Here is a 22,611-nt window from a genome sequence, read left to right as displayed (position 1 = left end):
GCCGATCGCTCACATCCGTTGTGGTGCGGCGATTCCCAATTGACTCAATCCGAGTTCGAGCGTGCGAGCGGTGAGCCGGCACAGGGCGATCCGATTGGCTCGGATCGGTTCGGCGGCGGTGACGACGGGACAGGAGTCGTAGAACGCCGTGTACGCGCGGGCCAGGCCGTAGAGGTATCCGGCCAGCCTGTGCGGTTCCAGCGACTCGACGACCTCGTCGAGCACGGTTCCGTATCCGTCGAGCACCAAGGCGAGTTCCCGCTCTGCCGGCTCCAGGGGCACGCTGACATCGACTGCGGCATGGGCTGTCGCGCCCGCCCTGCGCAGGATCGAACAGATCCGAGCATGGGCATACTGCAGGTAGACACCAGTATTGCCGTTCAGCGAGGTCATCCGCACGGGGTCGAAGGAGTAGTCCTTGACTCGGGAAGTGGACAGGTCGGCGTATTTCACGGCACCGATACCGGCCTGCTCGGCGATGGTGTCGAGCTCGGTCGGGGACAATTCCGGGTTCTTCTCCGCGACGACGGCCCGCACACGTGCGACGGCCTCGTCCAGGAGGTCCATCAACCGAACTGTCCCACCAGCACGGGTTTTGAACGGCTTACCGTCCGGGCCGAGGATGGTTCCGTAGGCGACGTGGTCGACCTCGATGGTGTCGGTGAGCCAGCCGACGCGTCGTGCCGCTTCGAAAATCAGCTGGAAATGCAGCGCTTGACGGGAGTCGGTGACGTACAGCAATCGGTGTGCACGCAGGGCAGCGATGCGGTACCGGATGGTGGCCAGATCGGTGCTGTCGTAGCCGTAGCCACCGTCACGCTTGCGGACCATCAACACGGCGGGCTTGTCGTCGGGCCCGTCGACCTGCTCGGACAGGACAACGACCGCGCCCTCACTGTCGACAGCCACACCTTTGTCGACCAGTTCGGTCACCGTGTCGGCCAGCTGGTCGTTGTAGAACGATTCGCCGACGTAGTCGTCCGGTGTGAGCAGCACCCCGAGCCGGTCATAGATCGCGCCGAACGCCTTTTCCGACTCCGCCACGATTTCCCGCCACCGGTCGACGGTGCCGGGATCACCCGCTTGCAGGGCGACCACCCGCGTGCGTGCCCGGTCTGCGAACTCCGGGTCACCGTCGAATTGAGCGCGGGCAGCTTTGTACAGACTGTCGAGTGCGGATACCGAACTCGTCCGGTCGTCGAGTTCTTCAGTGTGCCACGGTGACTCGGGGTGCTCATCGATGTATTGGATGAGCATTCCGAACTGCGTGCCCCAGTCGCCCAAGTGGTTGGCCCGGATCACATCGGCACCGAGGAACCCGAAGACCCGAGCCAGGCTGTCCCCGATGATCGTGGTGCGCAGATGCCCCACATGCATCTCTTTCGCCACGTTCGGTGCCGAGTAGTCGATCACCACTCGGCGACCGTCCTCGGTGGCCGGGATGCCGAGCCGTTCGTCCACCAGTCGTGCCACGACGGATTCCCACACCGCGGCGTCGGACACGGTGATGTTCAGAAATCCTGGACCCGACACCTGCACGTCAGCGATCAGACCGTCGGTGCGATCGATGCCGGAAGCGATGTCGCTACCGAGCTGAGCCGGTGGCACCCCGAACCGCTTCGCCAGCGGCAACGCGGCATTGGACTGGTAATCGGCGCGGTCGGATCGTCGCACTACCGGGTCCGCTTCCGCCGTCTCCGGGCGGACTCGGGCGATCGCCTCCGACACAGCGGCAGCGACACGTCCGAGCAGCGGCACACAACCGGCAGAGCTCACCTTCGGTTCCTTTCGGAAGGGGATAGTGTGCGCCTATCCTCGCAGACTCTTCGGGCGCCGGTCCCCGACCAGGCAGCGAACGATCAGCTTGCAGAACATCGTCGAACTACCGCCTGGCAGAAGTCAGGCGACGAGTTCGGCGGTGCGGCGTTGGAGGTCGGCGAGGACGGCGCGCAGGGATTGTTCGGCGCGGATGCGTTGCCAGCCGAGCATGTCGTGGGGGCTGAATCTGGCTTCTTCGAAGAGGGTGACGAGTTCGTGGGCGGAGGAGTCCTGTAGGACGCCGGTGGTGAAGGCGCGGGCCAGGACCTCGTTGGGGGTGTCGGAGATGAGGGGGGCGGCGGCGCGGTCGGCGGACAGGCCGCGTTCCATGGCGGCGTAGCAGGCGATGATGGCCTCGCGGGTGTCCTGGCCGGGGGCGATCATGGCGGCCAGACCCATTTCGGCGGCCCGGGTGAGCGAATCCACTTCGGGCGCGGGCAGTTCGGTGTCGGGCGGGGGGACGTGGTCGGGGACGCGGCGCGCGGAACCGAACGCCGCGGCCAACCCGACCATCGCGATCGCCACGAGCAGCAGGGCGAGCGCGGTCGCGACCACCAGGGTGAGACCACTCAGATCCGGTGTGCTGAAAGGCGATTCGGGAGCAGTGGCATCGAGCGAGGTCGGACGGTCGCGTATCGGCGCGTCCTCGGGCGGCGTCTGCTCGGTCTTCGCGCCGGGCAGCAGGAACAGGGCGACGATCCCACCCGCGAACACCAGCGCCGAGGCGCCGACGGCGACCGGAAGGAGAACCGACAGCCGTCCGACCCGCAACCGTGGCAGCCCGCCACCGGTCTCGATCTGCGGCATCGCCAACGGCAAGCGGTGCTGACTGATCAGGACCCCGGCCGCCAGAATCACCACCGAGACGAGCAACAGCACCGGCATCACCGCGACCGTCAGCGCGGAGGGTCGCTCCCCCGCCACCGAGACGACCCCGGGAACCCGACCGCGCAGGGCGATGACGGCCCCGGTCATCAGGGCGATCACCAGCACCGATCGCAGGATCGGCAGCCAACTCGTCACACGCACACTCGGTCTTTCGCAGGCGAAATTCGGCCGGACAGCCGCCCTGAAACCTAGGACCCGCCCTCACCCGGAAAAACCGTTAACCGAAGTCATTGGAAGATTCACGACACTTCCCGCGCGACCCCATGCTCACCCACAGGAATCGACCGTCGGGCAGGCGCTAGTCCGGGGGTAGCTCGCCGCGCAGACGAGCACGAAGGACGGCGTTGGCGTCCTCGAGCTCGAGGATGCGACCGATCCCGGCGATGTTCACCCCCGCGGCGGCGAGCGCGACGATGCGCTGCAGGCGCGCCAGGTCGTTGCTGCTGTAGCGACGGGTACCGCCGTCGCTACGCGCCGGGGTGAGCAGCCCGTGTCGTTCGTAGAGCCTCAGCGTCTGCACACCGACCCCTGTCAGTTCTGCTGTCACCGAGATCCCGAACACGGCCTGCGCCGGGTCGGGTAGCGGGGATCCCGCGTGCGGATCCAGCGACATCTCACTCCTCCCTTGCACTCTCATGCCGAGAGTGCTAAAACAAATCTATGCCACATGGCATAGGTTACCTGACCTACGAGAGAGAAATGGAGTGAGTTGGAGGTGGCGACCATGCTGATGCGTACCGATCCTTTCCGCGATCTGGACCGTTTCACGCAGCAGGTGCTCGGCACTGCGGCCCGGCCGACGGTGATGCCGATGGACGCCTGGCGTGAGGGCGACGAGTTCGTCGTCGAATTCGACCTTCCCGGCATCGACCCGGGCTCGCTCGACCTGGATATCGAACGCAACGTTGTCACCGTGCGAGCGTCGCGGCCCGAACTCGACTCGAGCCGCGAGATGATCGCCGCGGAGCGCCCGCGCGGGGTGTTCAGCCGCCAGCTGTTTCTCGGCGAGGGCCTCGACACCGACAGCGTCCGCGCCGAATACACCGACGGTGTGCTGCGCCTGACGATCCCGGTGGCCGAGAAGGCCAAGCCGCGCAAGATCGAGATCGCACACTCCAACGGACACCAGCGCCAGGCCATCAACGCCTGACCTGTCCGGACGCTGCTCTGCGAGGAGGCGCGTCATGACCCCGCCGACACAGCGCGGACCCCCGCCGCAACGGCGAGAACGCCTCGAATGTGACGTCGCTCTTCCACCTCGGGGTGGGCCGGTCCGGCAGCCGGCCCACCCCTCGCCTACTGAGGCAGGCCACCGCATTTCGCCGTGGAACAAACGTCCCGGCCGAATTTCGTGATGGAAGCCACAAGTTAGCTGGCACTATTGCCAGCGACACAGCGAGCGACAGAAGATGGTCTTCTGACCAACCTGATGTCGAGGAATCGCCGTGTCGCACTTCGCTACCCGCCTCAACGAGCTCTTCCGCAATCCACCCGAGCAGGTCGCGGACCGGTGCACCAACCGCCAGGTCGCACGCTCGTTGCAGGCGGCGGGGCATCGCATTTCGGCACCGTATCTGTCGCAGCTACGGTCGGGCGGCCGCAGCAACCCTTCGTGGAGAACCGTTGCCGCACTGGCCGATTACTTCCAGGTGGAACCTGACTACTTCTTCGTCCGCGACCTGAACGGGTCGAGCGTCGACGACAGCACTCTGCTCGCGCGCTTGCAGCTCGACCGGCCACGCTTGTTCCTCGTGCAGACGATCGGTCTGTCCCGCGACTCGATCGACCTGCTCGTCACCATGGCCGAGCATCTGCGCGCGAGCGAGCGATTGCTGGATGTTCACTTCGACAGCTGAGCGCACCTGACCGCCGCCGCACCGAATCGGTGCGGCCGAGCGGCCGCTTTCCGGGCCCGACGTGGCATGATCACCACCGACCGCATCGGCCGCGGCAATGGCGCCGCACACCTGGAACCGGCTTCGCTATGAACCTCGACGACCACGCAGACGAGTGGGCTCGGCGCCTGGCCGAGCTCGGTCCGGTCTCGCGGGATTCGCTCGTCGAACAGGTCCGCCGCATAGTCGCCGAGCTCCGCGAGGCACCGCACGAGTCCGCGTTCGAAGCGGCCGAACAAGCCGCGCGAGCGATAGCCGACCTCGGCCTCACCGACCCGTCCGTCATCGCCGCGTCGGTTCCGGTACTACGTGCGGTCGCCGAATCGGCGAGACCGCGCGATCTCGCCCTCGGCGACGCGCTGCTCGGCGGATTCGGCACCGGTTTCGCGCGCGCCCTGTGCGCCGGGCCACCGCATGCCGAGGGCTATGAGATGGCCTTCCGCCACTCCTCGATCGGCATCTCCATCGGCGACGAGAACGGCATGATCCTCGACGCGAACCCGGCCTTCGAACGGCTCATCGGCCGCGATCTGGCCGAGCTGCGCAGCACGACCGGTTTCACCATGTTCCCGGCCGACCGGCAGACCGAGGTGCGCGAGCGGGTGATGCGCGCCCTCGACGACTCGGCGACCGGCAGCATCCAGATCGAAGGCCGATTCCCCCGCCAGGACGGGTCGATGGTGTGGACCTCCTGGACCGTCACCCGTTGCGCCTCGGCCGACGGCGAACGCCGGTACCTGCTCGGCTTCGGCGAGGACATCACCGAAAGACGCACGACCACAGAGCAATTGCAGTGGCAGGCGATGCACGACCCGCTCACCGCCCTGCCGAACCGGCGGTACCTGCTCGACCGGCTGCATACCGTGGTCGATGAGTCGGCTCCGGAGGCGCGGGCCGGGGTGTGCGCGCTGGATCTGGACAACTTCAAAGAGGTCAACGACTCGTTCGGCCACATCGTCGGCGACAAATTGCTCGCCGCCGTGTCGAACAGGCTGGAGTCGGCGGCCGCCGCACACGGGTGCGTACTGGCGCGTACCGGTGGCGACGAGTTCGTCGTCCTGGCCGAGCCACCGGCCGACCAGGACCTCCTCGACCGGCTGGTCGCCGCGCTGCACAAGGCGCTCAGCACCCCGGTCACCGTCGACACCGTGAGCATCGATGTGACGGTGAGCATCGGCGCGGTCCTCGTCACGCTGGCGGGCCAGGGGCCCGACCACCTGCTCACCCGCGCCGATCAGGCGCTCTACGCCGCGAAATACGCGGGCAGCTGAACGGTCCGAATCACTCCGGCGGTTCCGGCCTGCGGATCTCGTCGGGCACGGAACCACCGGCCACGTCGGCGGCGATGCCGAGCTCCTCTTCGTAGCCGACCCGCGGAGCGACCTCGTTGCCGTCCTGATCGAGTTCGACCGAGGACGACCCGGCCGCCTGCGGCGCGGAACCGGGAACCACATCGGGTTCCTCCTCGGCCAGGCGTTCGTCGAGCCCACGCGGGGTGGCCTCTTCGGCCGGTGTCATGCCGTATTTCGTGACGCCGGTCCAGTGCTCGGGCGGGTCCATGCCAGCCTCCAGCGGGTCTTCGCGCAGACGGTCCTCGTCGAGGTCCTCACTGCTGTTGAGCGCGGCCGGATCGGTTTCGACCGAGTCGGGCGCGCCGGTGTCCTGGGGCGGGTCGTAGGTGTCGTCTGGTTCGGTCATGCCGTGGCCCTACCCCGCCGACCGCGCCGCAAACGGTACCGGTGTGCCAAAACATTGCTGGAGCGGTCGCGGGCACGAACGCTACCGAGCACTCCATGCCATGAGACCACTGCTTCCACGCTCGGCGACACGATTTAGCTGGAAAATTGCGACACGCGGATCGGTCCCATCCCATCCGTCCGCAGGACCGAATACATGACGGATCACCGCCCGTCGCCGGGTGACGATCTTCGCGCGTCGCCGCCGACTCGCCCCACTCCCGCTGCCCCCGTTGATATTTCGAGCCCGAACGCGAGGAATTCTCGATGATCACCGACGCACAACCCGACCGCTGCCCCGAGATCGCTCCCCCGGAACCCACGCCCGCGCCGGAACCCGAACGCACCGATCTCACCCCTCTCGCACTGCCCGCACTCGGCACCTCGGTGGTGATGCTCGCTCTCGGCGCACTCGCGGTGTTCCCCCTCGGGCACTGGATGCACGACTACGGCATCGTGCTCGTGCTCACCGCCTACATGCTCTACATCGCCTGCTTCACCGCCCTGGCAGCGTGGGGATTCGCCCAGCTCAACCACCATCGGCTCGACGAGGACGAACCGGGGCTGTGACGCCCCCGCGGCGCCGTCGGCGACGTAACGGGCACAATGGTCGGGGTGAAACCCTGGCAACCCGGCACCGGCTCGGCATCCAACGGGCAACTGGTCGATGTCGACGATGTGCGCGCGCTGCGTGACCAGTTCGTCGACTTCATGCTCGGGTACAAGTTCGCGATCGACGAGGTCACCACCAAGATCAACATCCTGCGTGAGGACTTCAACAACACCCACGCCTACAACCCCATCGAGCACGTCGGCTCGCGGCTGAAGTCGCCCGAGAGCGTGCTCGAGAAGGTGCGGCGCAAGAACTACGCGATGAACCTGGCCGCCATCCGCGAGAATGTGCTCGACATCGCCGGGGTGCGGGTGGTGTGCAGCTTCATCTCCGATATCGCCACCATCCGGGACCTGCTGGTCAGCCAGGCCGACATCACCGTGCTCGAGGAACGCGACTACATCACCCACCGCAAACCCAACGGGTACCAGAGCCTGCACCTGATCGTGTCGATCCCGGTGTTTCGCGCCGGGCACACCCAGCGGGTTCCGGTGGAGATCCAGATCCGCACCATCGCCATGGATTTCTGGGCCAGCCTCGAGCACAAGATCTACTACAAATACCGGGGTGAGGTGCCGCCGAACCTGCGCAGCGACCTCGCCCAGGCAGCCGAGGCGGCCAACCAGCTCGACGAGAAGATGGAAGCGCTGCACCGCCAGGTCGATCGAGCCGCCGAGCCCAAAACCGCCGCCGGTGACGCCCTCGACCTCAGCATGCTCTATCACAGCCTCACCAGCAGGCCATTTCCCGGAGATCTCCGCGCCTAGCCCGTGAATCGCGCTAGGGTCGGCCGCAGGAGGAGTCGATCATGAGCGCATCGAAGGACCGCACGCCCAGTCAATGGGAGGAGATCGTCGCCGCCGACCCGTCGCATTCGGCTAGGTACGTGCAACGATTCCGCACCCTCGCGGCCGAGGGCACCGACATCGTCGGTGAGGCGCGGCTGGTCGACGCCATGCTCGGACGTGGCGCGCGCGTGCTCGACGCGGGCTGCGGACCCGGCCGGATCGGCGGCTACCTGCACGACGCGGGACACACGGTGGTCGGCGTCGATGTGGACCCGGTGCTCATCGACGCCGCGCGCGCCGATCACCCCGGCCCCACCTGGCTCGTCGGCGACCTCGCCGAACTGGATCTGCCCACCCGCGATTTCGACGCCATCGTCTGCGCGGGCAATGTGCTCACCTTCCTCGCGCCGTCCACCCGGATCGCGGTGCTCGAAGGGTTCGCCCGCCATCTCGCACCCGCGGGCCGCCTGATCACCGGCTTCGGCACCGAGCGCGGTTACGAGTTCGCCGATTTCCTCGACGACACCGAAAAAGCCGGTCTCACAACCGATCTCCTGCTTTCCACCTGGGATCTACGTCCCTTCCGCGACGACTCCGACTTCCTCGTCGCGGTGTTCTCACGAACCTGACCCGGAACTAATACTTGACTGATTCAAGAAAACGGGGAAGACTTCGTGGCGTGCCGACGGACCAGGAATTCCAGCAGATGCTGCGGGGAGTTTCACTGCGCGTCACGGCTCCGCGTGTCGCGGTGCTCGGCGCCGTCCACGAACATCCGCATGCCGATACCGATTCGGTGATCCGGGCGGTGCGCGCACGGCTGCCCGGTGTTTCCCACCAGGCCGTGTACGACTCGCTGCGCACCCTGACCGGCGCCGGACTGCTGCGCTGCATCCAGCCACGCGGTCTGGTCGCCCGATACGAGTCGCGCGTCGGCGACAACCATCACCACCTCATCTGCCGGGACTGCGGGGCGATCTTCGACGTCGACTGCCAGGTCGGCGAAGCACCCTGTCTCACCGCGGCCGACGACCACGGCTTCGCCATCGATGAAGCCGAGGTCATCTACTGGGGCCTGTGCCCCGACTGCGCGCACGCACCGTCCACCCCTAACGAGTAGTCCGCACCACCCGTCCAGGAAGGAATATCGTGACCTCCGATAGCCGCCCACCCACTCCTGACACCGAGACCTCGAGCGCCAGCGAGAGCGAGAACCCCGCGATCCCCTCGCCCGAGCCCAAGGCGCATCGCCCGCTGACCAATCAGGACTGGTGGCCCGAGCAGATCGACGTCTCGGTCCTGCACGCGCACTCGTCGAAGTCCAACCCGCTCGGCGAGGACTTCGACTACGCCAAGGAATTCGCCAAGCTCGACGTCGAAGCGCTCAAGGCCGACATCGCCGCGGTCCTCACCGATTCCCAGGACTGGTGGCCCGCCGACTACGGCAACTACGGCGGCCTGTTCATCCGGATGAGCTGGCATTCGGCCGGTACCTACCGGATCGCCGACGGCCGCGGTGGCGGCGGTCAGGGCGCGCAGCGTTTCGCCCCGCTCAACAGCTGGCCCGACAACGCCAATCTCGACAAGGCGCGCAGGCTGCTGTGGCCGGTGAAGCAGAAGTACGGCAACAAGATCTCCTGGGCCGACCTCCTGGTTTTCACGGGCAATGTCGCACTGGAGTCGATGGGCTTCAAGACCTTCGGCTTCGGCTTCGGCCGCCCCGATATCTGGGAGCCCGAAGAGATGTTCTGGGGCCCGGAAGACACCTGGCTCGGCGACGAACGCTACAGCGGTGACCGCGAGCTCTCCGGGCCGCTCGGTGCGGTGCAGATGGGCCTGATCTATGTGAATCCGGAAGGCCCCAACGGCAGGCCCGACCCGGTAGCGGCGGCCCGCGACATCCGCGAGACCTTCGGTCGGATGGCGATGAACGACGAGGAGACCGCCGCGTTGATCGTCGGCGGGCACAGCTTCGGCAAGACCCACGGCGCGGGTGACGCGAGCCTGGTTGGTCCCGAGCCCGAGGCCGCCCCGATCGAGCAGCAGGGTCTCGGCTGGAAGAGCTCCTTCGGCACCGGCAAGGGCAAGGACGCCATCACCAGTGGGCTCGAGGTGGTCTGGACCGCGACACCCACCCAATGGAGCAACGGCTTCCTGAAGAACCTGTACGGCTTCGAGTGGGAACTCACCAAGAGCCCCGCCGGCGCGTGGCAGTGGAAGCCGAAAGACGGTGCGGGCGAAGGACTCATCCCCGATCCGTTCGGCGGTCCGGCCCGCACGCCGACCATGCTCACCACCGACCTGGCCCTGCGCGAGGACCCGATCTACGGTGAGATCACCCGCCGCTGGCTCGATCATCCCGAGGAGCTGGCCGAGGCCTTCGCCAAGGCCTGGTACAAGCTGCTGCACCGCGACATGGGCCCGCTGAGCCGCTACCTCGGCCCGTGGGTGGCCGAGCCGCAGCTGTGGCAGGACCCGGTCCCGGCCGTCGACCACGAACTGGTCGACGACAACGACGTCGCGGCGCTCAAGCGCACCGTGCTCGACTCCGGCCTCACCGTCGCCCAGCTGGTCAAGACGGCGTGGGCGTCGGCAGCCAGCTTCCGCAGCACCGACAAGCGCGGCGGCGCCAACGGTGCCCGCATCCGGCTGGAACCGCAGCGCGACTGGGAGATCAACGAGCCGGCCGAGCTGGCCAAGGTGCTCGAGGTGCTCGAGCGCATCCAGCAGGACTTCAACGCCTCGGCCACCGGTGGCAAGAAGATCTCGCTGGCCGACCTGATCGTCCTCGCGGGATCCGCGGCGGTCGAGAAGGCCGCGCAGGACGCCGGTCACACGGTGACGGTTCCGTTCCACCCGGGACGCACCGACGCCACCCAGGAGTCCACCGACGTCGAGTCGTTCGCCGTGCTCGAGCCGCGCGCCGACGGTTTCCGCAATTACGTGCGTCCGGGTGAGAAGGCGCCGCTCGAGCGTCTGCTGCTCGACCGCGCGTACATGCTCGATGTGACCGCACCGCAGATGACGGTGCTGGTCGGCGGCTTGCGTGCGCTCGGCGCCAACCACGGTGGCAGCTCGCACGGTGTGTTCACCGATCGCCCGGGCGTGCTGTCCACCGACTTCTTCGTGAATCTGCTGGACCAGAACACGGAGTGGAAGCCCGCGGAGTCGGGCGAGAACGTCTACGAGGGCTTCGATCGCAAGACCGGAGCCAAGCGCTGGACGGCCACGGCCAACGACCTCGTGTTCGGCTCGCATTCGGTGCTGCGCGCGGTGTCGGAGGTGTACGCCCAGAGCGACGCGGGCGAGAAGTTCGTGCAGGACTTCGTCGACGCCTGGGTCAAGGTGGTCGACAACGACCGGTTCGACCTGCGCTGATCCCCGTCGACGGCCCGGAACCATCACGGTTCCGGGCCGTCGCCGTGTTCAGGCGGGGTGGCCCGGCTTCAGGTCGGCGACCGCGCTCAGGTGCAGAATCGCGTGGTCGGTGGACGGCGCTTCGGCCGCGACGGGTGCGAGCAGCACGCCGAGGTGGTCGCCGAGGTCGATGCGTTCGAGGATCTCCCCCGCGAACCAGCCGGCCGCGCTGGTGAGGATCGGTAGCTCGTGCGGACCGGTATCCCAGTCGCATCTGGCGAATTTGTCGGTGTCGTCCCCGGTCGTCGTGGCGAACAGCCTGGCCACCTCGAAATGCTGCGCCGCGATCAGATGTACGGCGAGATGTGTTGCCGTGGCCGCTGATTCGAAGGTGTGGTTGCTCTTGGACAACCCGACGAGGAACCGGCGCGGCTCGATACTCACCTGCGTGGCGAATCCGACGAGGCAGCCCGCGCGATGGCCGTGCGCACTGGTGGTGACGATCCAGACGGGCGCGTCCGCCGCCGAGATCACCGCGTCGAAGGAGTCCGTGGGGTCGGTGTCGCCTGACATGGGGACGAGTCTAGAACTCCTCGTCGCGGCCGCCGACACGCGGAATCCACACCGATCACCCCGCTAGCCGGATCCGGATGCCCGCCATGCGCTCGGAGCCTCCGCGCAGCGCACTGCCCGCCAGCCCGATCCGGGCGACCAGCCCGTACTTGCGCTTCATCAGACCGGTGAAGTGCGCACTCGCGCCGGGAGACAGCACCTCGGCGAAGCCGGGCACCGAGGCGCCGAGTGGCTTGCCGCGCCAGTCGCAGGAGCAGACCGTCACCCGACCGCTGTTGCGGATTCGCTTCACCTTTCCGGTGTCCGCCGCGCTCCACACCGCCAGCGTCTCTCCGTCGCGCATCACCAAGACCGGGGTGGGGACGGGCCTGCCGTCCCGGCGAAATGTGGTGAGCAGCAGATATTTACCGGTCGACAGGTCGTCGAGCATCGTGTCGATGTGTTCCATGCCATGATACTAACCAGTTAGTTAGTTTAGTGGTGTCGAGCCGCTCGAGGATCGGCAACAGGGAGGGAATCCACGTGATGCGATTCGTTTGGGCCTTTCTCGCGGGGTTCGTCTTGGGCACCCCCGCGATCCCCGTCGGCCTTTCGCTGTCCCTGCCCGGTCCGATCGCCCTGTTCGCGGTGCTACTGGGCGCGGGGTGCTGTGTCGTCTTCGCGGTCGTCGCCGTGGAGCGTGCCAGGCTGATCTGGCAGTCCTGGCGTGCCCGCCGGAAATCAGCTGCGCGCCAGGGTGATTCGACAACGGGCACCGACGGAGCAGCTTCGATCGGCGCGCTCGACGTGCGAGATCACGCGGCGAAGGGCCGACTGTCCGGCGCCGCAGGGCAACGGGCACGGCGCGTCCTGGCCCGGTTCGGCGTCCCGGGCTTCGGAATACTGGGGCCCGCTCTTTTCGGCACCTGGGGCTCGGCCCTGCTCGGCGCCGCGCTGGGAATACCTCGCCTGCGGCTCATCTGCTGGTTGATGGCCGGAGTCACCGTGTGGTGCACCGTGCTGCTGGTCGCCTCGGATGCGGTCCTGGTCTACTTCGGAATCGGATGACACGGCCGACAACCCACAGAACTACGATGACCCCATGTCCCGCGCCGAGGCCACCAAGGCACGCATCCTCCAGGCGGCCACCGAGGAGTTCGCGACATACGGCATCGCCGGAGCCCGGGTGGACCGGATCGCCAAGGCCGCGGCAGCCAACAAGAACCTCATCTACATCTATTTCTGCAGCAAAGATCAACTCTTCGACGCCGTCTTCGATGCCCACGTCACCCACGGCCTCGAGTCGGTCCCGTTCACCGCGGACGACCTCCCCGAGTACGCCGGGCGGCTCTTCGACTACTGCCGAGCCCATCCCGAGGTCATCCGGCTCGCCACCTGGCACCGCCTCGAGCGCGGCGATCAGAACCTCGCAGGCGCGACGCCGGCGCGCGAGGTGAAGCTGGAAGCGCTTGCCGCCGTGCAGAAGACGAACAACATCGGCTCCGGCTTCTCACCCGGCACATTGCTGACACTGGTCCTGAGCATCGCGCTCGCCTGGAATCCGGGCAATGCCGCCGGTGTGCCTGCTTCCGAAGCCGAGACCATCGACGACCGCCGCCGTGCCGTCATGGAGGCAGTGCGCCGACTCCTGTGACCCGCACAGGCAAAACCGTGGTGACCTAGGAGTCGTCGTCCTCTTCTTCGTCGTCCTCGTCCTCGTCGGGGTCGGCCAAGTCCACATCCAGATCGACCGAGAAGCCCGGAATCGGCAGCGGGTCGCCCGATTCGTGCATGGTGAGGTACTCGGCGCCGAGGCCGAGCCGGTGCAACAGGACCGTGGTGACGGTCGCGGCGGCGCGGGCATCGGTGGACACGTCGGACCAGCGGCGCAGCGCGGTGCCATCGGGGCGATCGGTGAAGCCGAGGGCTGCCAGGTGGTGGCGCGTGGCATCGGTGACCGCAGCGGACACGCGGATCTCGTTGGGAGACACAGTGAATCGCACCTGACGGTCGGGGGTCTGCTCGAGGTCGTAGAAGTCGAGCACCAGGGGTTGCGGGCCCGAGCCGAGGGCGCGCATCGCGAGATGGAGGCTGGTCACGAGATCGGTGAGCAGGCCACGCAGGTGCGCGAGGGTGTACACACTCCACACTTCGGCCCCGCGACCGGACGATCCCGCAGACCACGTGTAGTCGACCTCGTAGTCATCGGCGCTGGTGTACTCCAGGTCGTGCTCGTCGGCGGGAATCCAGTCGTCCTCGTCGAGGAATTCCGGGTAGTGGTATTGCGTTTTCCAGTTCCGCCATCGCCGGTTCCCGTCGACCTCGACCGACCGGATACCCAGCTCGAGGTCTCCATCGGCCGCCAGTTCGAGGGTGTACAGCGTCGGCCCGTCGACCCAGCCGACGTCGAGATCCTCCGAGAGGCCGCTGTACCAGCTGGGCTCACCCCACGCCGCCACCGCGCGATCGAGGTAGGTGCGGAACTGTTCGGGCTCGATCTTCGCTACGGGAACCGAGAACAGTCGGCACGGCTTGCTCTCGTCGTAGGGATCGTCGTCGCCGAAGGTGTGGGTGCCTGCGGGCATGTCGGGAACGTCGACCGAGCCGTCGCTCGCGAGTGTGCCGCCCATCGCACGACAGGCCCGTTCGATGTCGGTGCGCGTGCAGTCTCGGAAATCGGCGGCGCGCAGCCGCGCGAGCAGGTCGACCAAGCGGGTGTCGGGCAGGAGATCCATACCGAGCACAGTAGGGCGGGGTACCGACAATTGTTCGGTGTAAGCCGTTGCGGGGGTTGATGATCCGGCGTCACCCGCGAGTCTTTGCCACCACCGGTTACGGATCGGCGTGTCCGAGTTCGAATTGAAAATGATGTTCAGTAGCATGTGCGTTATGACGATCATTCATGAGCGCCGCGGGGGGCGTGCGGGGACCGGAACCTCGACCGGGGAACCGGCCGCGGCCGAGGCTGTATTCCTCGACGCGACGCTGGCGTTGCTCGAGCCCTTGGCGGTCGCACCGGGACAGGTTGTCGTCGATGTGGGGCCGGGAGCCGGATCGTCGACCGTCGCGTTGGCACGAACTGTCGGTGAGGCGGGGCGTGTATATGCGGTAGACCTCGATCCGGCGATGCTCGAGCTCACCATCGAGGCCGCGCGTGCGGCCGGGGTCGGCGACCGGGTCCGCGCGGTCCTGCACGATCTCGAGGACGGCGCACCTCCACTACCCGAACCGGCCGACGTGGTCTGGTCGTCCTGGTGTGTGCACCACGCGCACGACTGGGACACGGCCGTGCGGTCCCTCACCCGGCTGCTCCGCCCCGGCGGCGTCCTCGCCATCGCCGAGGGTGGTCTGCCCACCCGCTGCCTGCCGTGGGACATCGGCATCGGCAGGCCCGGCCTGGAGATTCGGCTCGACGAGGCGCACGATCAGCAGTTCACGCGCTGGTTCTTCGACCGCCCGGCAGCGGTGCGACCGCGCCGCGCGTGGACGGCGATCCTCGCCGACGCCGGTCTCCTCGACGTCACCGCCTCGACGGCACTGGTCGACCTGCCCGCTCCCCTGCCCACCGACGTCCGCCGGGTCGTACTGGACGAATTCGCCGCGCGGGTGCGCCGGGCGGCACCGTACCTCGACGACGCCGACACGGCGGTCTGGCAGCGACTCCTCGACCCGCACGACGAGCACTGGCTAGGAACCCGCGACGACCTCGCCCTCCTCAGCGCGCGCACCGCTTTCCGAGGCCGCACCCCCGCCTGACCCGGTCAACCCTGCAGCGCCTTTCGGGGTCGCATGCCGCACGACCCGCTCGACTACGCACTCCCCCACTGCTTTCGCGGCCGCGCCCCGTCCGACCCGCTAAACTGCTCACTCCTCGTCCCACTTCCGGGCCGCACTCGTGACCTGAGATCGCTCAGCTGCTCATTCCCTCGCACCGACGCACCACCTCGAGCACCCGGTCGATCTCGTCGGGGGTGTTGTAGACGTGCACGCTCACCCGTACGGCGTGGTCATCGGAATCACGACCCGCCTGGCAGTGCCCGTCGGCGCGCACCATGATTCCCTCGTCGGCGAGCACGAAGCCCAGGTCGTCGGAGCGCACCGCGCGATGCCGGAAGGTCACCAGTGCCTCGCGCCGCTGCACGGTCGATTCGGCGGTGAGACTGTCCTGACAGCCGAGCACCTGTACTCCAGGCAGCCGGGCCAACCCGTCGGTGAGTCGTAGGGTCAAAGCGCTTGTCCAGGCGCCGATCTCGGCCGTTCCGGCGGCATCGAGCCAATCGAAGGCGGCGGCCATGCTGACGATGCCCGCCGTATTCGGCGTCCCCTCCCACCCGCGTAGCGCGAAGCGCGGGCCACGCCGATTGCGCGCCCACACCGCCCCGATGCCGGGCAGTGCCAGCATCTTGTGCCCGGAGAACACCACGAAATCCACATCGAGGTCGGCGACCGACACCGGCCGGTGCCCCACGCTCTGCGCGGCGTCGAGACAGATCGGCACCTCGGGCCCCACCGCCTGGCGCACCCGGTGCACGTTCATATCGACACCGAAGACGTGATGCACGTGGGTGACGGCGACGAAGCGGGTGCGGTCGGTGACCACCGACGGCAGGGCCCGATGGTCGTAGTCACCGGAGGCCGGGTCGACCGGCATCGCGACGATGCGCACGCGAATACCGCCGCGCGCCAAATCGTCTCGCATATCGAGCCAGGGACGCAGATTGGCTTCGTGGTCACCGAACGGGACGATGATCTCGTCGCCGTCGAGGAGCTGATCGGCCAGCCAATCCTGCGCCACCGCCCGCAATCCGTGACTCGTGCCACCCACGAACTCCACCGAGGAACCGGTCATCTTGTCGCCCAAGGCAATTCGGATCCGCTCGCGGGCACGCTCGATGCGGCTGGTGGTCGCGGTCGCCCACGGATAGGAGCCGCGCCCGACATTGGCATTGCCGGTGGTGAGGAAATCGGTGACCGCGTCGAGTACCGCGGCCGGTTTCTGTGTCGTGGCCGCGCTGTCGAGATAGGCCACGTCGGGATTGCGCGTGAGAATCGGGAACTGGGCGCGTAGTCCGGCCTGCCAGTCTGCCAACCGGTGGAGAACGTCGTCGGTCATGGCTCAGTCCCTGACCAACGGTGCGGCCGCGTCGCGCCAGGCCACCACCCCACCGCGCAGACTCCGCGCGTCCCGGTGCCCCATCCGGGTGAGCAGGGCCGCGTAGCGCGCGGACTTCTCACCGACCGGGCACACGAGCAATACCGGTGTGCCCGCACCGAAGGGCAGCCCACCGTGGACGAGTTCGTCGAACAGCTCGTCGACGATATTGATCGAGCCCTCGATGTGGACGGCGCCGTAGGCGAAGGATCCGCGCAGGTCGACGACCACCGGCCGGTCCCGGGCGATCCACGCACGCGCCTGGTCCACGTCGACCGCTGCCACGGCGGCGATCTCGGCGTCGGTCACCGTGCTCACCGAATTCGGGCGCATCGGTTGCTCGAGCAGATCGGGCCTGCGCTTGCGCACATAGCTGAGATAGCTCTCCACCCGATCGCACACGATGAACACAGCCGTGCGCCGCTCGGTGAGCTCCGCGTCGACGGCCCGCAGATGACGCAGCGCCCCGAAGTAGGCGGCGCCCGCCGTCGGCCCGCCGAGGATCCCGCAGCGGCGGTTGAGGGTGAGCATGCCCTCGATCGCCTGCTGGGAGGTCACCGCGTCGATGGTGTCGTAGTTGTCCGGGTCGAACAGTCCGACTTCGTTGATCTCGTCGATATTGCGGATGCCGGGGATGAAATCGGACTTGTCGGCGACCAACCCGATCACCGACACCGCCGGATTGTGTTCGCGGAGCACACCTGCCACGCCCGTCGAGGATCCCGCGGTGCCGATACAGGCGACGAAGATGTCGGGGCCCGCGCCGTCGAGGTCCTTGATGATCTCCGGCGCGGTCCCGGTGCGGTGCGCGTCGAGGTTGCGGGTGTTGAAGTACTGATCGGTGTGTAGGTAGCCGCCGCCGTCCTCGGACAGCATCCGGTACATGCGGCTGAGCGGGTCTTCGGTGTCGGTCGGGTCAAGGCATTCGGTCTGGCCGGGCAGTTCCTCGATGCGGGCGCCGAGCAACAGCAGCAGCTCTTTGATCTCGGGCACCTTCATGCGGTTGGTGACGCTCTTGAACGGCAGTCCGTGCATCGCCGCGATCACCGCCAGCGCCTTGGCGGTGTTGCCGCTGGACAACTCGACCACGGCGTCACCCTGTTCCACGGCTCGGGACAGGCCGTCGCGCACCATGTTCCAGGCCGGGCGGTCCTTCACCGAACCGAACGGATTGAGCATCTCCATCTTCGCGTAGAGGTCGATATTGGTGAGCCCGTGCACGGCCGGATCGATCCGGACCAGCGGCGTGTCCCCGATGACGTCGAGAATGCTGTCGTACTTCATGCGCGGTTCCCTTCCACGGGCCAATACTGTTCATCCAGGCACCACGTCCACCCGCCCGCGCCGGGGCGGACCGCGATCGTGCGGGCGACCGGTTGCATCAGCGCGGAATCGGCCGCGAAATCCATGAAGTAGCCCGCCGTGTTCACGAACGCGAGCAGATCCCCCGGCACCGGAGTGCGCGCCAGGGTGACCTTGCGGCGGGTGATGAAGTCGTCTTCGAGACAGAGATTGCCCGTGAGATACACCCCCACCGGGTCACCGGGACGTTCGGGCAACAACACCGGATCCATCAGCACCGCATGGTGTTCGGCGCTGATGTCACGGGAATTCGCGGCCACCCGGACCAGGATTTCGCCCTCCTCGGTGGTGCGCACCTCCGAGACCAGGGCCAGGGTGAGGCCGCATTGGTCGGTCAGCGAACGACCCGGTTCGATGTGCAGGTCGTAGAGGTTTTCCAGGAGCAGGGTGGCCAATGTTCGGCCCAGCGAAGGCGACTCGCGGCTCAGCAGTTCGTCCAGGTAGTCCGCACCGGCGAGTTCGCGATGGGCGGGATAGAGGCCGAGGGTGCCGCGCAGCGTGCCCGCCTGTGCGCGCAGGCCGTAACCGTGGCTGTGCCAGGTCATGGGTGGGCGTGTGCCGAGCACCGCGTTGCCGAGTTCGGTGGTGTAGCGGTGCCATTCGGCACGGTCACGTAGGTAGCTCACGCCGAAACCGCCGCCGATATCGATCGCGGTAGGGGTGAATCCCCTGATCTGGGCTTCCCGCATGGCCAGCAGGCAGCCTTCGAGGGCCAGGGCCTTCTCGTCGAGGCCTGTGGTGTCGAGGTGGTAGGCCATCCCACGCAGGTCGAGGGCGTCGCGGTGCCGGTCGAGCAGGTCGAGGGTCGAGGGCAGTTCGCGGATGTGCAGGCCGAAACGGCTGCGTCTGCTGGCAATGGTCACCCCGGGCGAGTCGAACGTCGACAGCCGGATCATCACCCGCGTTCGCGGCAACCCCGAATCGGTGACCAGCCGGGCCAGCTCGGCGAGCTCCTCGCGGGAGTCGGCGTTGACGACCGCACCGACCCGTGCGGCGAGCCACAGGAATTCCCGGTCCTTGGGGCCGGTCGCCATGATGCGGTCGCCGGTGAATCCGCACTCGAGCGCGTGCCGCAGCTCCCCGAGCGAGGCCACGTCGATTCCGCACTCCCCCGCCGCCAGCGCCCGCACGATCGCGCTCGACCGGTTCGCCTTGTGCGCGAAGTAGATGTTTCCACTCAGCCGGTGCGCGCGGTACACGGCGCGGTAGCTCGCCGCGTTCTCCTCGAGTTGTTGTGGCACAACCACATTCAGTGGCGATCCGAGCGCGGCGACCAGCTCCGCGAGCTTGCCGGGCGTGTCGAGCACCGCGCGAAGCGACCCACCGATTCGCGGCGTCAAGACCAGGTCCGGTTCCACACTGCCCCCATCCGAGCCACGTTTGTTGACAACGATTTTCGCTAGGACATCATGTCCCCGACCCCTTTCCCACACAAGCCGGCGAGCGTCACTGCGCCACAACAGGTTCGATTTCCAGGGTAGCCACCACCGCCCGCAGGTGACCGGTTTCGCCTGTCCGATATGCGACACTGACCCGATGAGCGATGCCGACGCCGGTGCGGGCAGCTACGTCGAGAAGGGCGAGTTCCGCCGCGACACCAACTACATCACCACACGCATCACCGCCGACGGCCGCGACGGCTACCCCGTCGAACCCGGCCGCTACCGCTTGGTCGCGGCCCGGGCCTGCCCGTGGGCCAACCGCACCCTGATCGTGCGCCGCCTGCTCGGGCTCGAGCCGGTGCTGTCACTCGGCCTGTGCGGGCCCACCCACGACAAACTCAGCTGGACCTTCGACCTCGACCCCGGCGGCGTCGATCCGGTGCTCGGTATCCATCGCCTGCGTGACGCCTACCTGGCCCGGTTCCCGGACTATCCGCGCGGGATCACCGTGCCCGCGATGGTCGAGATCGCGACCGGGCAGGTGGTCACCAACGACTACGCCCAGATCACCCTCGACTTCTCCACCGAGTGGAGCGCCTATCACCGGCCGGGCGCGCCGCAGTTGTATCCCGAATCGCTGCGCGAGGAGATCGACGCGATCAACCGGGAAGTGTTCACCGAGATCAACAACGGCGTCTACCGCTGTGGTTTCGCCGGCGCACAGGACGCCTACGACGCGGCCTACGACCGGCTCTTCGCCGCGCTCGACCGGGTGAGCGAGCGGTTGCGCACCCAGCGCTACCTCGTCGGCGACACCATCACCGAAGCCGACGTGCGGCTGTTCACCACCCTGGCCCGCTTCGATCCGGTCTATCACGGGCACTTCAAGTGCAACCGCACCAAGCTCAGCGAGATGCCGGTGCTGTGGGCCTACGCCCGCGACCTGTTCCAGACACCCGGCTTCGGCGACACCATCGACTTCGGCCAGATCAAGGAGCACTACTACGTGGTGCACCGCGACATCAACCCCACCGGCGTCGTCCCGAAGGGCCCCGACCTGTCGAACTGGCTCACCGCGCATCATCGCGAGGAACTCGGCGGCCGCCCCTTCGGTGACGGCACCCCACCACCCCCACCGCATCCCGGCGAAGAGGTGCCCGCGATCACGGAGTGATCAGCCCCACGAATGAAAACGGCTGCGCCTGATTGCCTTTCCGAAACCGGGGTATGCGCCCAACGGGTCCAACGGACGGCCCACGGTCACCGACGCTGACCGAGCGATCTGTCTGGAAGGAACAACTGTGAGTCTCGCGGACAAGGCGAAGAACAAGGCCGAAGAGCTCGTCGGCAAGGCCAAGGAAGCGGCGGGCAAGTCGACCGACGACCGCTACCTCGAGCACGAGGGCAAGACCGATCAGACCAAGGCCAACATCAAGGACGCGGGCGAGAAGGTCAAGGACGCCTTCCGCCACTGACACCTGACACCCCGCGAAACGCCTCGAACCATTCGGTCCGGGGCGTTTCGCTCTGTCTGTCCCGCGCCGGGCGGGCATCGTCCTAAGGGAACGTTAGGAACCTCCGTCGTGGCTTCCGTGGGGGCTGTGACAGCCGACACAGTGGTCTGCGACGGCGCACTGCCGCGCCGAAAGAGGAGGTCCAAGGTGACAACGACACAGGTCGGTGGTGAGAAGCGGGTCGTCGCGAATGTGTTGCGCGGGTCGATCGGCAATCTGGTCGAGTGGTACGACTGGTACGTCTACGCCGCGTTCAGCGTGTACTTCGCGAAGGCGTTCTTTCCCGACGGCGACCCGACGGCCCAGTTGCTCTCGACGGCGGCGGTTTTCGCGGTCGGGTTCATCATGCGCCCGATCGGCGGGTGGGCGCTTGGCCGCTACGCCGACCGGTTCGGTCGACGCGCCGCGCTGACCCTGTCGGTCACCGTGATGGCCGCCGGGTCGCTGATGATCGCGGTGACCCCCGGCTTCGCGACCATCGGCATCGCGGCGCCCGTACTGCTGCTGCTGGCGCGGCTGCTGCAAGGACTCTCCGTCGGCGGCGAATACGCCACCAGCGCGACGTATCTGTCGGAGGTGGCCTCGCCGGGGCGGCGCGGTTTCTACTCCAGCTTCCAGTACGTGACCCTGGTCGCGGGCCAGCTCACCGCCCTCGGTGTGCAGATCGTGCTGCAGCAGGTGCTCTCCGCCGAGCAGATGTACAGCTGGGGCTGGCGCATTCCGTTCCTGATCGGCGCGGGTGGCGCCATCGTGGTGATGCTGTTGCGCCGCGGCATGGACGAGTCGGAGTCGTTCGAGGCCGCGACGAAAACCGCCGCCGCGACCCCGAGCAGCTCGCGCGGTTCGCTGCGGGTGCTGCTGCAATACCCGCGCGAATGCCTGCTGGTCGTCGGCCTGACCATGGGTGGCACCGTGGCGTTCTACACCTACACGACCTACATGCAGAAGTTCATGATCAACACCTCGGGCATCTCCAAGGACACCGTCGCCTGGATCAACTTCATCGCGCTGCTGGTCTTCGTGGTCCTGCAGCCGATCGCGGGCGGACTTTCCGACCGCATCGGACGCCGCAAGCTGCTCATCTTCTTCGGCGTCGCGGGCACCCTGCTGACAGTGCCGATCATGACCGCCCTCGCCCACACCGCCAACCCGCTGGCCGCCTTCGGCCTGATGATGCTCGCGTTGGTGATCGTCACCGGCTACACCTCGATCAACTCGATCGTGAAGGCCGAACTGTTCCCGACCAAGATCCGCGCGCTCGGCGTCGGCCTGCCGTACGCGCTGACCGTCGCCATCTTCGGTGGCACCGCCGAGATGATCGCGTTGGCGCTGAAGAAGGCGGACCTCGAGTCGCTGTACTTCTTCTACGTCGCCGGGTGTATCGGGATCTCGCTTGTCACGTACTACTTCATGCGGGAGACCTCGGCCGAGTCGACCATCGAAGCCGAACGCGAGGTCCACACCGACCCGGTGGAGCAGGAACGGGCGATGGCCGCCGTGCGTGGCTGACCGTGCGGTACACGCGCCGATCCAGGCCCTGTGGGAGGATCGGCG

24 protein-coding genes are annotated in these 22,611 nt (G+C 67.3%); 14 read left to right on the top strand and 10 right to left on the bottom strand.

Annotation, left to right across the window (positions count from 1 at the left end; all coding sequences use genetic code 11):
• Positions 1-9 precede the first annotated feature (9 nt).
• The 3 genes from argS to LDL21_RS08310 all read right to left on the bottom strand — a co-directional run bounded on the left by argS (position 10) and on the right by LDL21_RS08310 (position 3,319).
• Positions 10-1,776: an arginine--tRNA ligase gene (argS, locus tag LDL21_RS08320; protein ID WP_225279494.1), complete on the bottom strand. Its 1,767-nt coding sequence runs from the start codon at positions 1,774-1,776 to the stop codon at positions 10-12.
• Between the two features lie 123 nt (positions 1,777-1,899).
• On the bottom strand, positions 1,900-2,847 hold the full coding sequence (locus tag LDL21_RS08315; protein WP_225279493.1) for a DUF4129 domain-containing protein: 948 nt from the start codon (positions 2,845-2,847) through the stop codon (positions 1,900-1,902).
• A 157-nt stretch (positions 2,848-3,004) separates the two neighbouring features.
• Positions 3,005-3,319: a MerR family transcriptional regulator gene (locus LDL21_RS08310; protein ID WP_181697341.1), complete on the bottom strand. Its 315-nt coding sequence runs from the start codon at positions 3,317-3,319 to the stop codon at positions 3,005-3,007.
• A 111-nt stretch (positions 3,320-3,430) separates the two neighbouring features.
• Here LDL21_RS08310 and LDL21_RS08305 point away from each other — a divergent pair, with 111 nt between their 5' ends.
• The 3 genes from LDL21_RS08305 (at position 3,431) to LDL21_RS08295 (ending at position 5,872) form a co-directional block, all read left to right on the top strand.
• Entirely contained in the window at positions 3,431-3,856 is a 426-nt protein-coding gene (locus LDL21_RS08305; RefSeq protein ID WP_181697340.1) for an Hsp20/alpha crystallin family protein, read from the top strand.
• Positions 3,857-4,151: 295 nt separating this feature from the next.
• Positions 4,152-4,562, top strand: a complete 411-nt coding sequence (locus LDL21_RS08300; RefSeq protein ID WP_181697339.1) for a helix-turn-helix domain-containing protein — start codon at positions 4,152-4,154, stop codon at positions 4,560-4,562.
• A gap of 128 nt (positions 4,563-4,690) precedes the next feature.
• On the top strand, positions 4,691-5,872 hold the full coding sequence (locus LDL21_RS08295; RefSeq protein ID WP_225279492.1) for a sensor domain-containing diguanylate cyclase: 1,182 nt from the start codon (positions 4,691-4,693) through the stop codon (positions 5,870-5,872).
• 10 nt (positions 5,873-5,882) lie between these two features.
• Here the strand turns inward: LDL21_RS08295 and LDL21_RS08290 are convergent, their stop codons facing one another.
• Positions 5,883-6,299, bottom strand: a complete 417-nt coding sequence (locus LDL21_RS08290) for a hypothetical protein (RefSeq protein ID WP_181697337.1) — start codon at positions 6,297-6,299, stop codon at positions 5,883-5,885.
• A gap of 305 nt (positions 6,300-6,604) precedes the next feature.
• On the opposite strand from LDL21_RS08290, the gene LDL21_RS08285 reads away from it, so the two are divergent.
• The 5 genes from LDL21_RS08285 to katG all read left to right on the top strand — a co-directional run bounded on the left by LDL21_RS08285 (position 6,605) and on the right by katG (position 11,116).
• Positions 6,605-6,907 carry a hypothetical protein gene (locus LDL21_RS08285; RefSeq protein WP_181697336.1) on the top strand — a complete coding sequence of 101 codons (303 nt, stop codon included), beginning with the start codon at positions 6,605-6,607 and terminating at the stop codon, positions 6,905-6,907.
• 36 nt (positions 6,908-6,943) lie between these two features.
• Positions 6,944-7,717, top strand: coding sequence for a GTP pyrophosphokinase (locus tag LDL21_RS08280; RefSeq protein ID WP_181697335.1), 774 nt, complete (start codon positions 6,944-6,946; stop codon positions 7,715-7,717).
• Positions 7,718-7,758: 41 nt separating this feature from the next.
• A complete protein-coding gene (locus LDL21_RS08275) occupies positions 7,759-8,367 on the top strand; it encodes a class I SAM-dependent methyltransferase (RefSeq protein WP_225279491.1) in 609 nt (202 codons plus the stop codon).
• 77 nt (positions 8,368-8,444) lie between these two features.
• On the top strand, positions 8,445-8,858 hold the full coding sequence (locus LDL21_RS08270; RefSeq protein WP_181697459.1) for a Fur family transcriptional regulator: 414 nt from the start codon (positions 8,445-8,447) through the stop codon (positions 8,856-8,858).
• 29 nt (positions 8,859-8,887) lie between these two features.
• Positions 8,888-11,116 carry a catalase/peroxidase HPI gene (katG, locus tag LDL21_RS08265; RefSeq protein WP_181697333.1) on the top strand — a complete coding sequence of 743 codons (2,229 nt, stop codon included), beginning with the start codon at positions 8,888-8,890 and terminating at the stop codon, positions 11,114-11,116.
• Between the two features lie 48 nt (positions 11,117-11,164).
• Here the strand turns inward: katG and LDL21_RS08260 are convergent, their stop codons facing one another.
• Both LDL21_RS08260 and LDL21_RS08255 read right to left on the bottom strand, forming a co-directional pair.
• Positions 11,165-11,668: a flavin reductase family protein gene (locus LDL21_RS08260; RefSeq protein ID WP_225279490.1), complete on the bottom strand. Its 504-nt coding sequence runs from the start codon at positions 11,666-11,668 to the stop codon at positions 11,165-11,167.
• Positions 11,669-11,723: 55 nt separating this feature from the next.
• A complete protein-coding gene (locus tag LDL21_RS08255) occupies positions 11,724-12,116 on the bottom strand; it encodes a PPOX class F420-dependent oxidoreductase (protein ID WP_225279489.1) in 393 nt (130 codons plus the stop codon).
• A 77-nt stretch (positions 12,117-12,193) separates the two neighbouring features.
• On the opposite strand from LDL21_RS08255, the gene LDL21_RS08250 reads away from it, so the two are divergent.
• Both LDL21_RS08250 and LDL21_RS08245 read left to right on the top strand, forming a co-directional pair.
• The gene (locus tag LDL21_RS08250; RefSeq protein ID WP_225279488.1) at positions 12,194-12,715 is read left to right on the top strand and encodes a hypothetical protein; all 522 of its coding nucleotides are present in this window, start codon (positions 12,194-12,196) and stop codon (positions 12,713-12,715) included.
• Positions 12,716-12,749: 34 nt separating this feature from the next.
• Positions 12,750-13,301 carry a TetR/AcrR family transcriptional regulator gene (locus LDL21_RS08245; RefSeq protein ID WP_225279487.1) on the top strand — a complete coding sequence of 184 codons (552 nt, stop codon included), beginning with the start codon at positions 12,750-12,752 and terminating at the stop codon, positions 13,299-13,301.
• Between the two features lie 25 nt (positions 13,302-13,326).
• Here LDL21_RS08245 and LDL21_RS08240 read toward each other — a convergent pair whose 3' ends face one another.
• Positions 13,327-14,382 carry a hypothetical protein gene (locus tag LDL21_RS08240; RefSeq protein ID WP_225279486.1) on the bottom strand — a complete coding sequence of 352 codons (1,056 nt, stop codon included), beginning with the start codon at positions 14,380-14,382 and terminating at the stop codon, positions 13,327-13,329.
• A gap of 154 nt (positions 14,383-14,536) precedes the next feature.
• Here LDL21_RS08240 and LDL21_RS08235 point away from each other — a divergent pair, with 154 nt between their 5' ends.
• The gene (locus LDL21_RS08235; RefSeq protein ID WP_225279485.1) at positions 14,537-15,403 is read left to right on the top strand and encodes a class I SAM-dependent methyltransferase; all 867 of its coding nucleotides are present in this window, start codon (positions 14,537-14,539) and stop codon (positions 15,401-15,403) included.
• Positions 15,404-15,557: 154 nt separating this feature from the next.
• On the opposite strand, the gene LDL21_RS08230 is transcribed toward LDL21_RS08235, so the two are convergent.
• Genes LDL21_RS08230 through LDL21_RS08220 form a run of 3 tightly spaced genes read right to left on the bottom strand, consistent with a single transcriptional unit; the run spans position 15,558 to position 19,519 of the window.
• On the bottom strand, positions 15,558-16,760 hold the full coding sequence (locus LDL21_RS08230; RefSeq protein WP_225279484.1) for an aminotransferase class V-fold PLP-dependent enzyme: 1,203 nt from the start codon (positions 16,758-16,760) through the stop codon (positions 15,558-15,560).
• 3 nt (positions 16,761-16,763) lie between these two features.
• Positions 16,764-18,083: a pyridoxal-phosphate dependent enzyme gene (locus LDL21_RS08225; protein WP_225279483.1), complete on the bottom strand. Its 1,320-nt coding sequence runs from the start codon at positions 18,081-18,083 to the stop codon at positions 16,764-16,766.
• Positions 18,080-19,519, bottom strand: coding sequence for a type III PLP-dependent enzyme domain-containing protein (locus LDL21_RS08220; protein ID WP_225279482.1), 1,440 nt, complete (start codon positions 19,517-19,519; stop codon positions 18,080-18,082). Before LDL21_RS08220 ends, LDL21_RS08225 begins: the two co-directional genes overlap by 4 nt.
• A gap of 178 nt (positions 19,520-19,697) precedes the next feature.
• Here LDL21_RS08220 and LDL21_RS08215 point away from each other — a divergent pair, with 178 nt between their 5' ends.
• From LDL21_RS08215 to LDL21_RS08205, 3 genes are all read left to right on the top strand, one after another.
• Positions 19,698-20,717, top strand: a complete 1,020-nt coding sequence (locus LDL21_RS08215) for a glutathione S-transferase family protein (RefSeq protein WP_225279481.1) — start codon at positions 19,698-19,700, stop codon at positions 20,715-20,717.
• A gap of 127 nt (positions 20,718-20,844) precedes the next feature.
• Complete coding sequence (locus LDL21_RS08210) at positions 20,845-21,018, top strand: CsbD family protein (RefSeq protein ID WP_181697322.1); 174 nt, start codon at positions 20,845-20,847, stop codon at positions 21,016-21,018.
• 186 nt (positions 21,019-21,204) lie between these two features.
• Entirely contained in the window at positions 21,205-22,566 is a 1,362-nt protein-coding gene (locus LDL21_RS08205; protein ID WP_225279480.1) for an MFS transporter, read from the top strand.
• The last annotated feature ends 45 nt before the right edge of the window (positions 22,567-22,611 follow it).

Origin of the sequence: Nocardia rosealba (assembly GCF_020216065.1) — a bacterium.
GTDB lineage: Bacteria > Actinomycetota > Actinomycetes > Mycobacteriales > Mycobacteriaceae > Nocardia > Nocardia rosealba.
This window is presented reverse-complemented; position numbering and strand designations above follow the sequence as displayed.

Excerpts from the sequence above, each read along its gene's own strand:
- LDL21_RS08310 (WP_181697341.1), bottom strand. The coding sequence starts at position 3,319 with ATGTCGCTGGATCCGCACGCGGGATCCCCGCTACCCGACCCGGCGCAG.
- LDL21_RS08305 (WP_181697340.1), top strand. The coding sequence starts at position 3,431 with ATGCTGATGCGTACCGATCCTTTCCGCGATCTGGACCGTTTCACGCAG.
- LDL21_RS08295 (WP_225279492.1), top strand. The coding sequence starts at position 4,691 with ATGAACCTCGACGACCACGCAGACGAGTGGGCTCGGCGCCTGGCCGAG.
- LDL21_RS08290 (WP_181697337.1), bottom strand. The coding sequence starts at position 6,299 with ATGACCGAACCAGACGACACCTACGACCCGCCCCAGGACACCGGCGCG.
- LDL21_RS08285 (WP_181697336.1), top strand. The coding sequence starts at position 6,605 with ATGATCACCGACGCACAACCCGACCGCTGCCCCGAGATCGCTCCCCCG.
- LDL21_RS08280 (WP_181697335.1), top strand. The coding sequence starts at position 6,944 with ATGGTCGGGGTGAAACCCTGGCAACCCGGCACCGGCTCGGCATCCAAC.
- LDL21_RS08275 (WP_225279491.1), top strand. The coding sequence starts at position 7,759 with ATGAGCGCATCGAAGGACCGCACGCCCAGTCAATGGGAGGAGATCGTC.
- LDL21_RS08270 (WP_181697459.1), top strand. The coding sequence starts at position 8,445 with ATGCTGCGGGGAGTTTCACTGCGCGTCACGGCTCCGCGTGTCGCGGTG.
- LDL21_RS08260 (WP_225279490.1), bottom strand. The coding sequence starts at position 11,668 with ATGTCAGGCGACACCGACCCCACGGACTCCTTCGACGCGGTGATCTCG.
- LDL21_RS08255 (WP_225279489.1), bottom strand. The coding sequence starts at position 12,116 with ATGGAACACATCGACACGATGCTCGACGACCTGTCGACCGGTAAATAT.
- LDL21_RS08250 (WP_225279488.1), top strand. The coding sequence starts at position 12,194 with ATGCGATTCGTTTGGGCCTTTCTCGCGGGGTTCGTCTTGGGCACCCCC.
- LDL21_RS08245 (WP_225279487.1), top strand. The coding sequence starts at position 12,750 with ATGTCCCGCGCCGAGGCCACCAAGGCACGCATCCTCCAGGCGGCCACC.
- LDL21_RS08240 (WP_225279486.1), bottom strand. The coding sequence starts at position 14,382 with ATGGATCTCCTGCCCGACACCCGCTTGGTCGACCTGCTCGCGCGGCTG.
- LDL21_RS08235 (WP_225279485.1), top strand. The coding sequence starts at position 14,537 with ATGACGATCATTCATGAGCGCCGCGGGGGGCGTGCGGGGACCGGAACC.
- LDL21_RS08230 (WP_225279484.1), bottom strand. The coding sequence starts at position 16,760 with ATGACCGACGACGTTCTCCACCGGTTGGCAGACTGGCAGGCCGGACTA.
- LDL21_RS08225 (WP_225279483.1), bottom strand. The coding sequence starts at position 18,083 with ATGAAGTACGACAGCATTCTCGACGTCATCGGGGACACGCCGCTGGTC.
- LDL21_RS08215 (WP_225279481.1), top strand. The coding sequence starts at position 19,698 with ATGAGCGATGCCGACGCCGGTGCGGGCAGCTACGTCGAGAAGGGCGAG.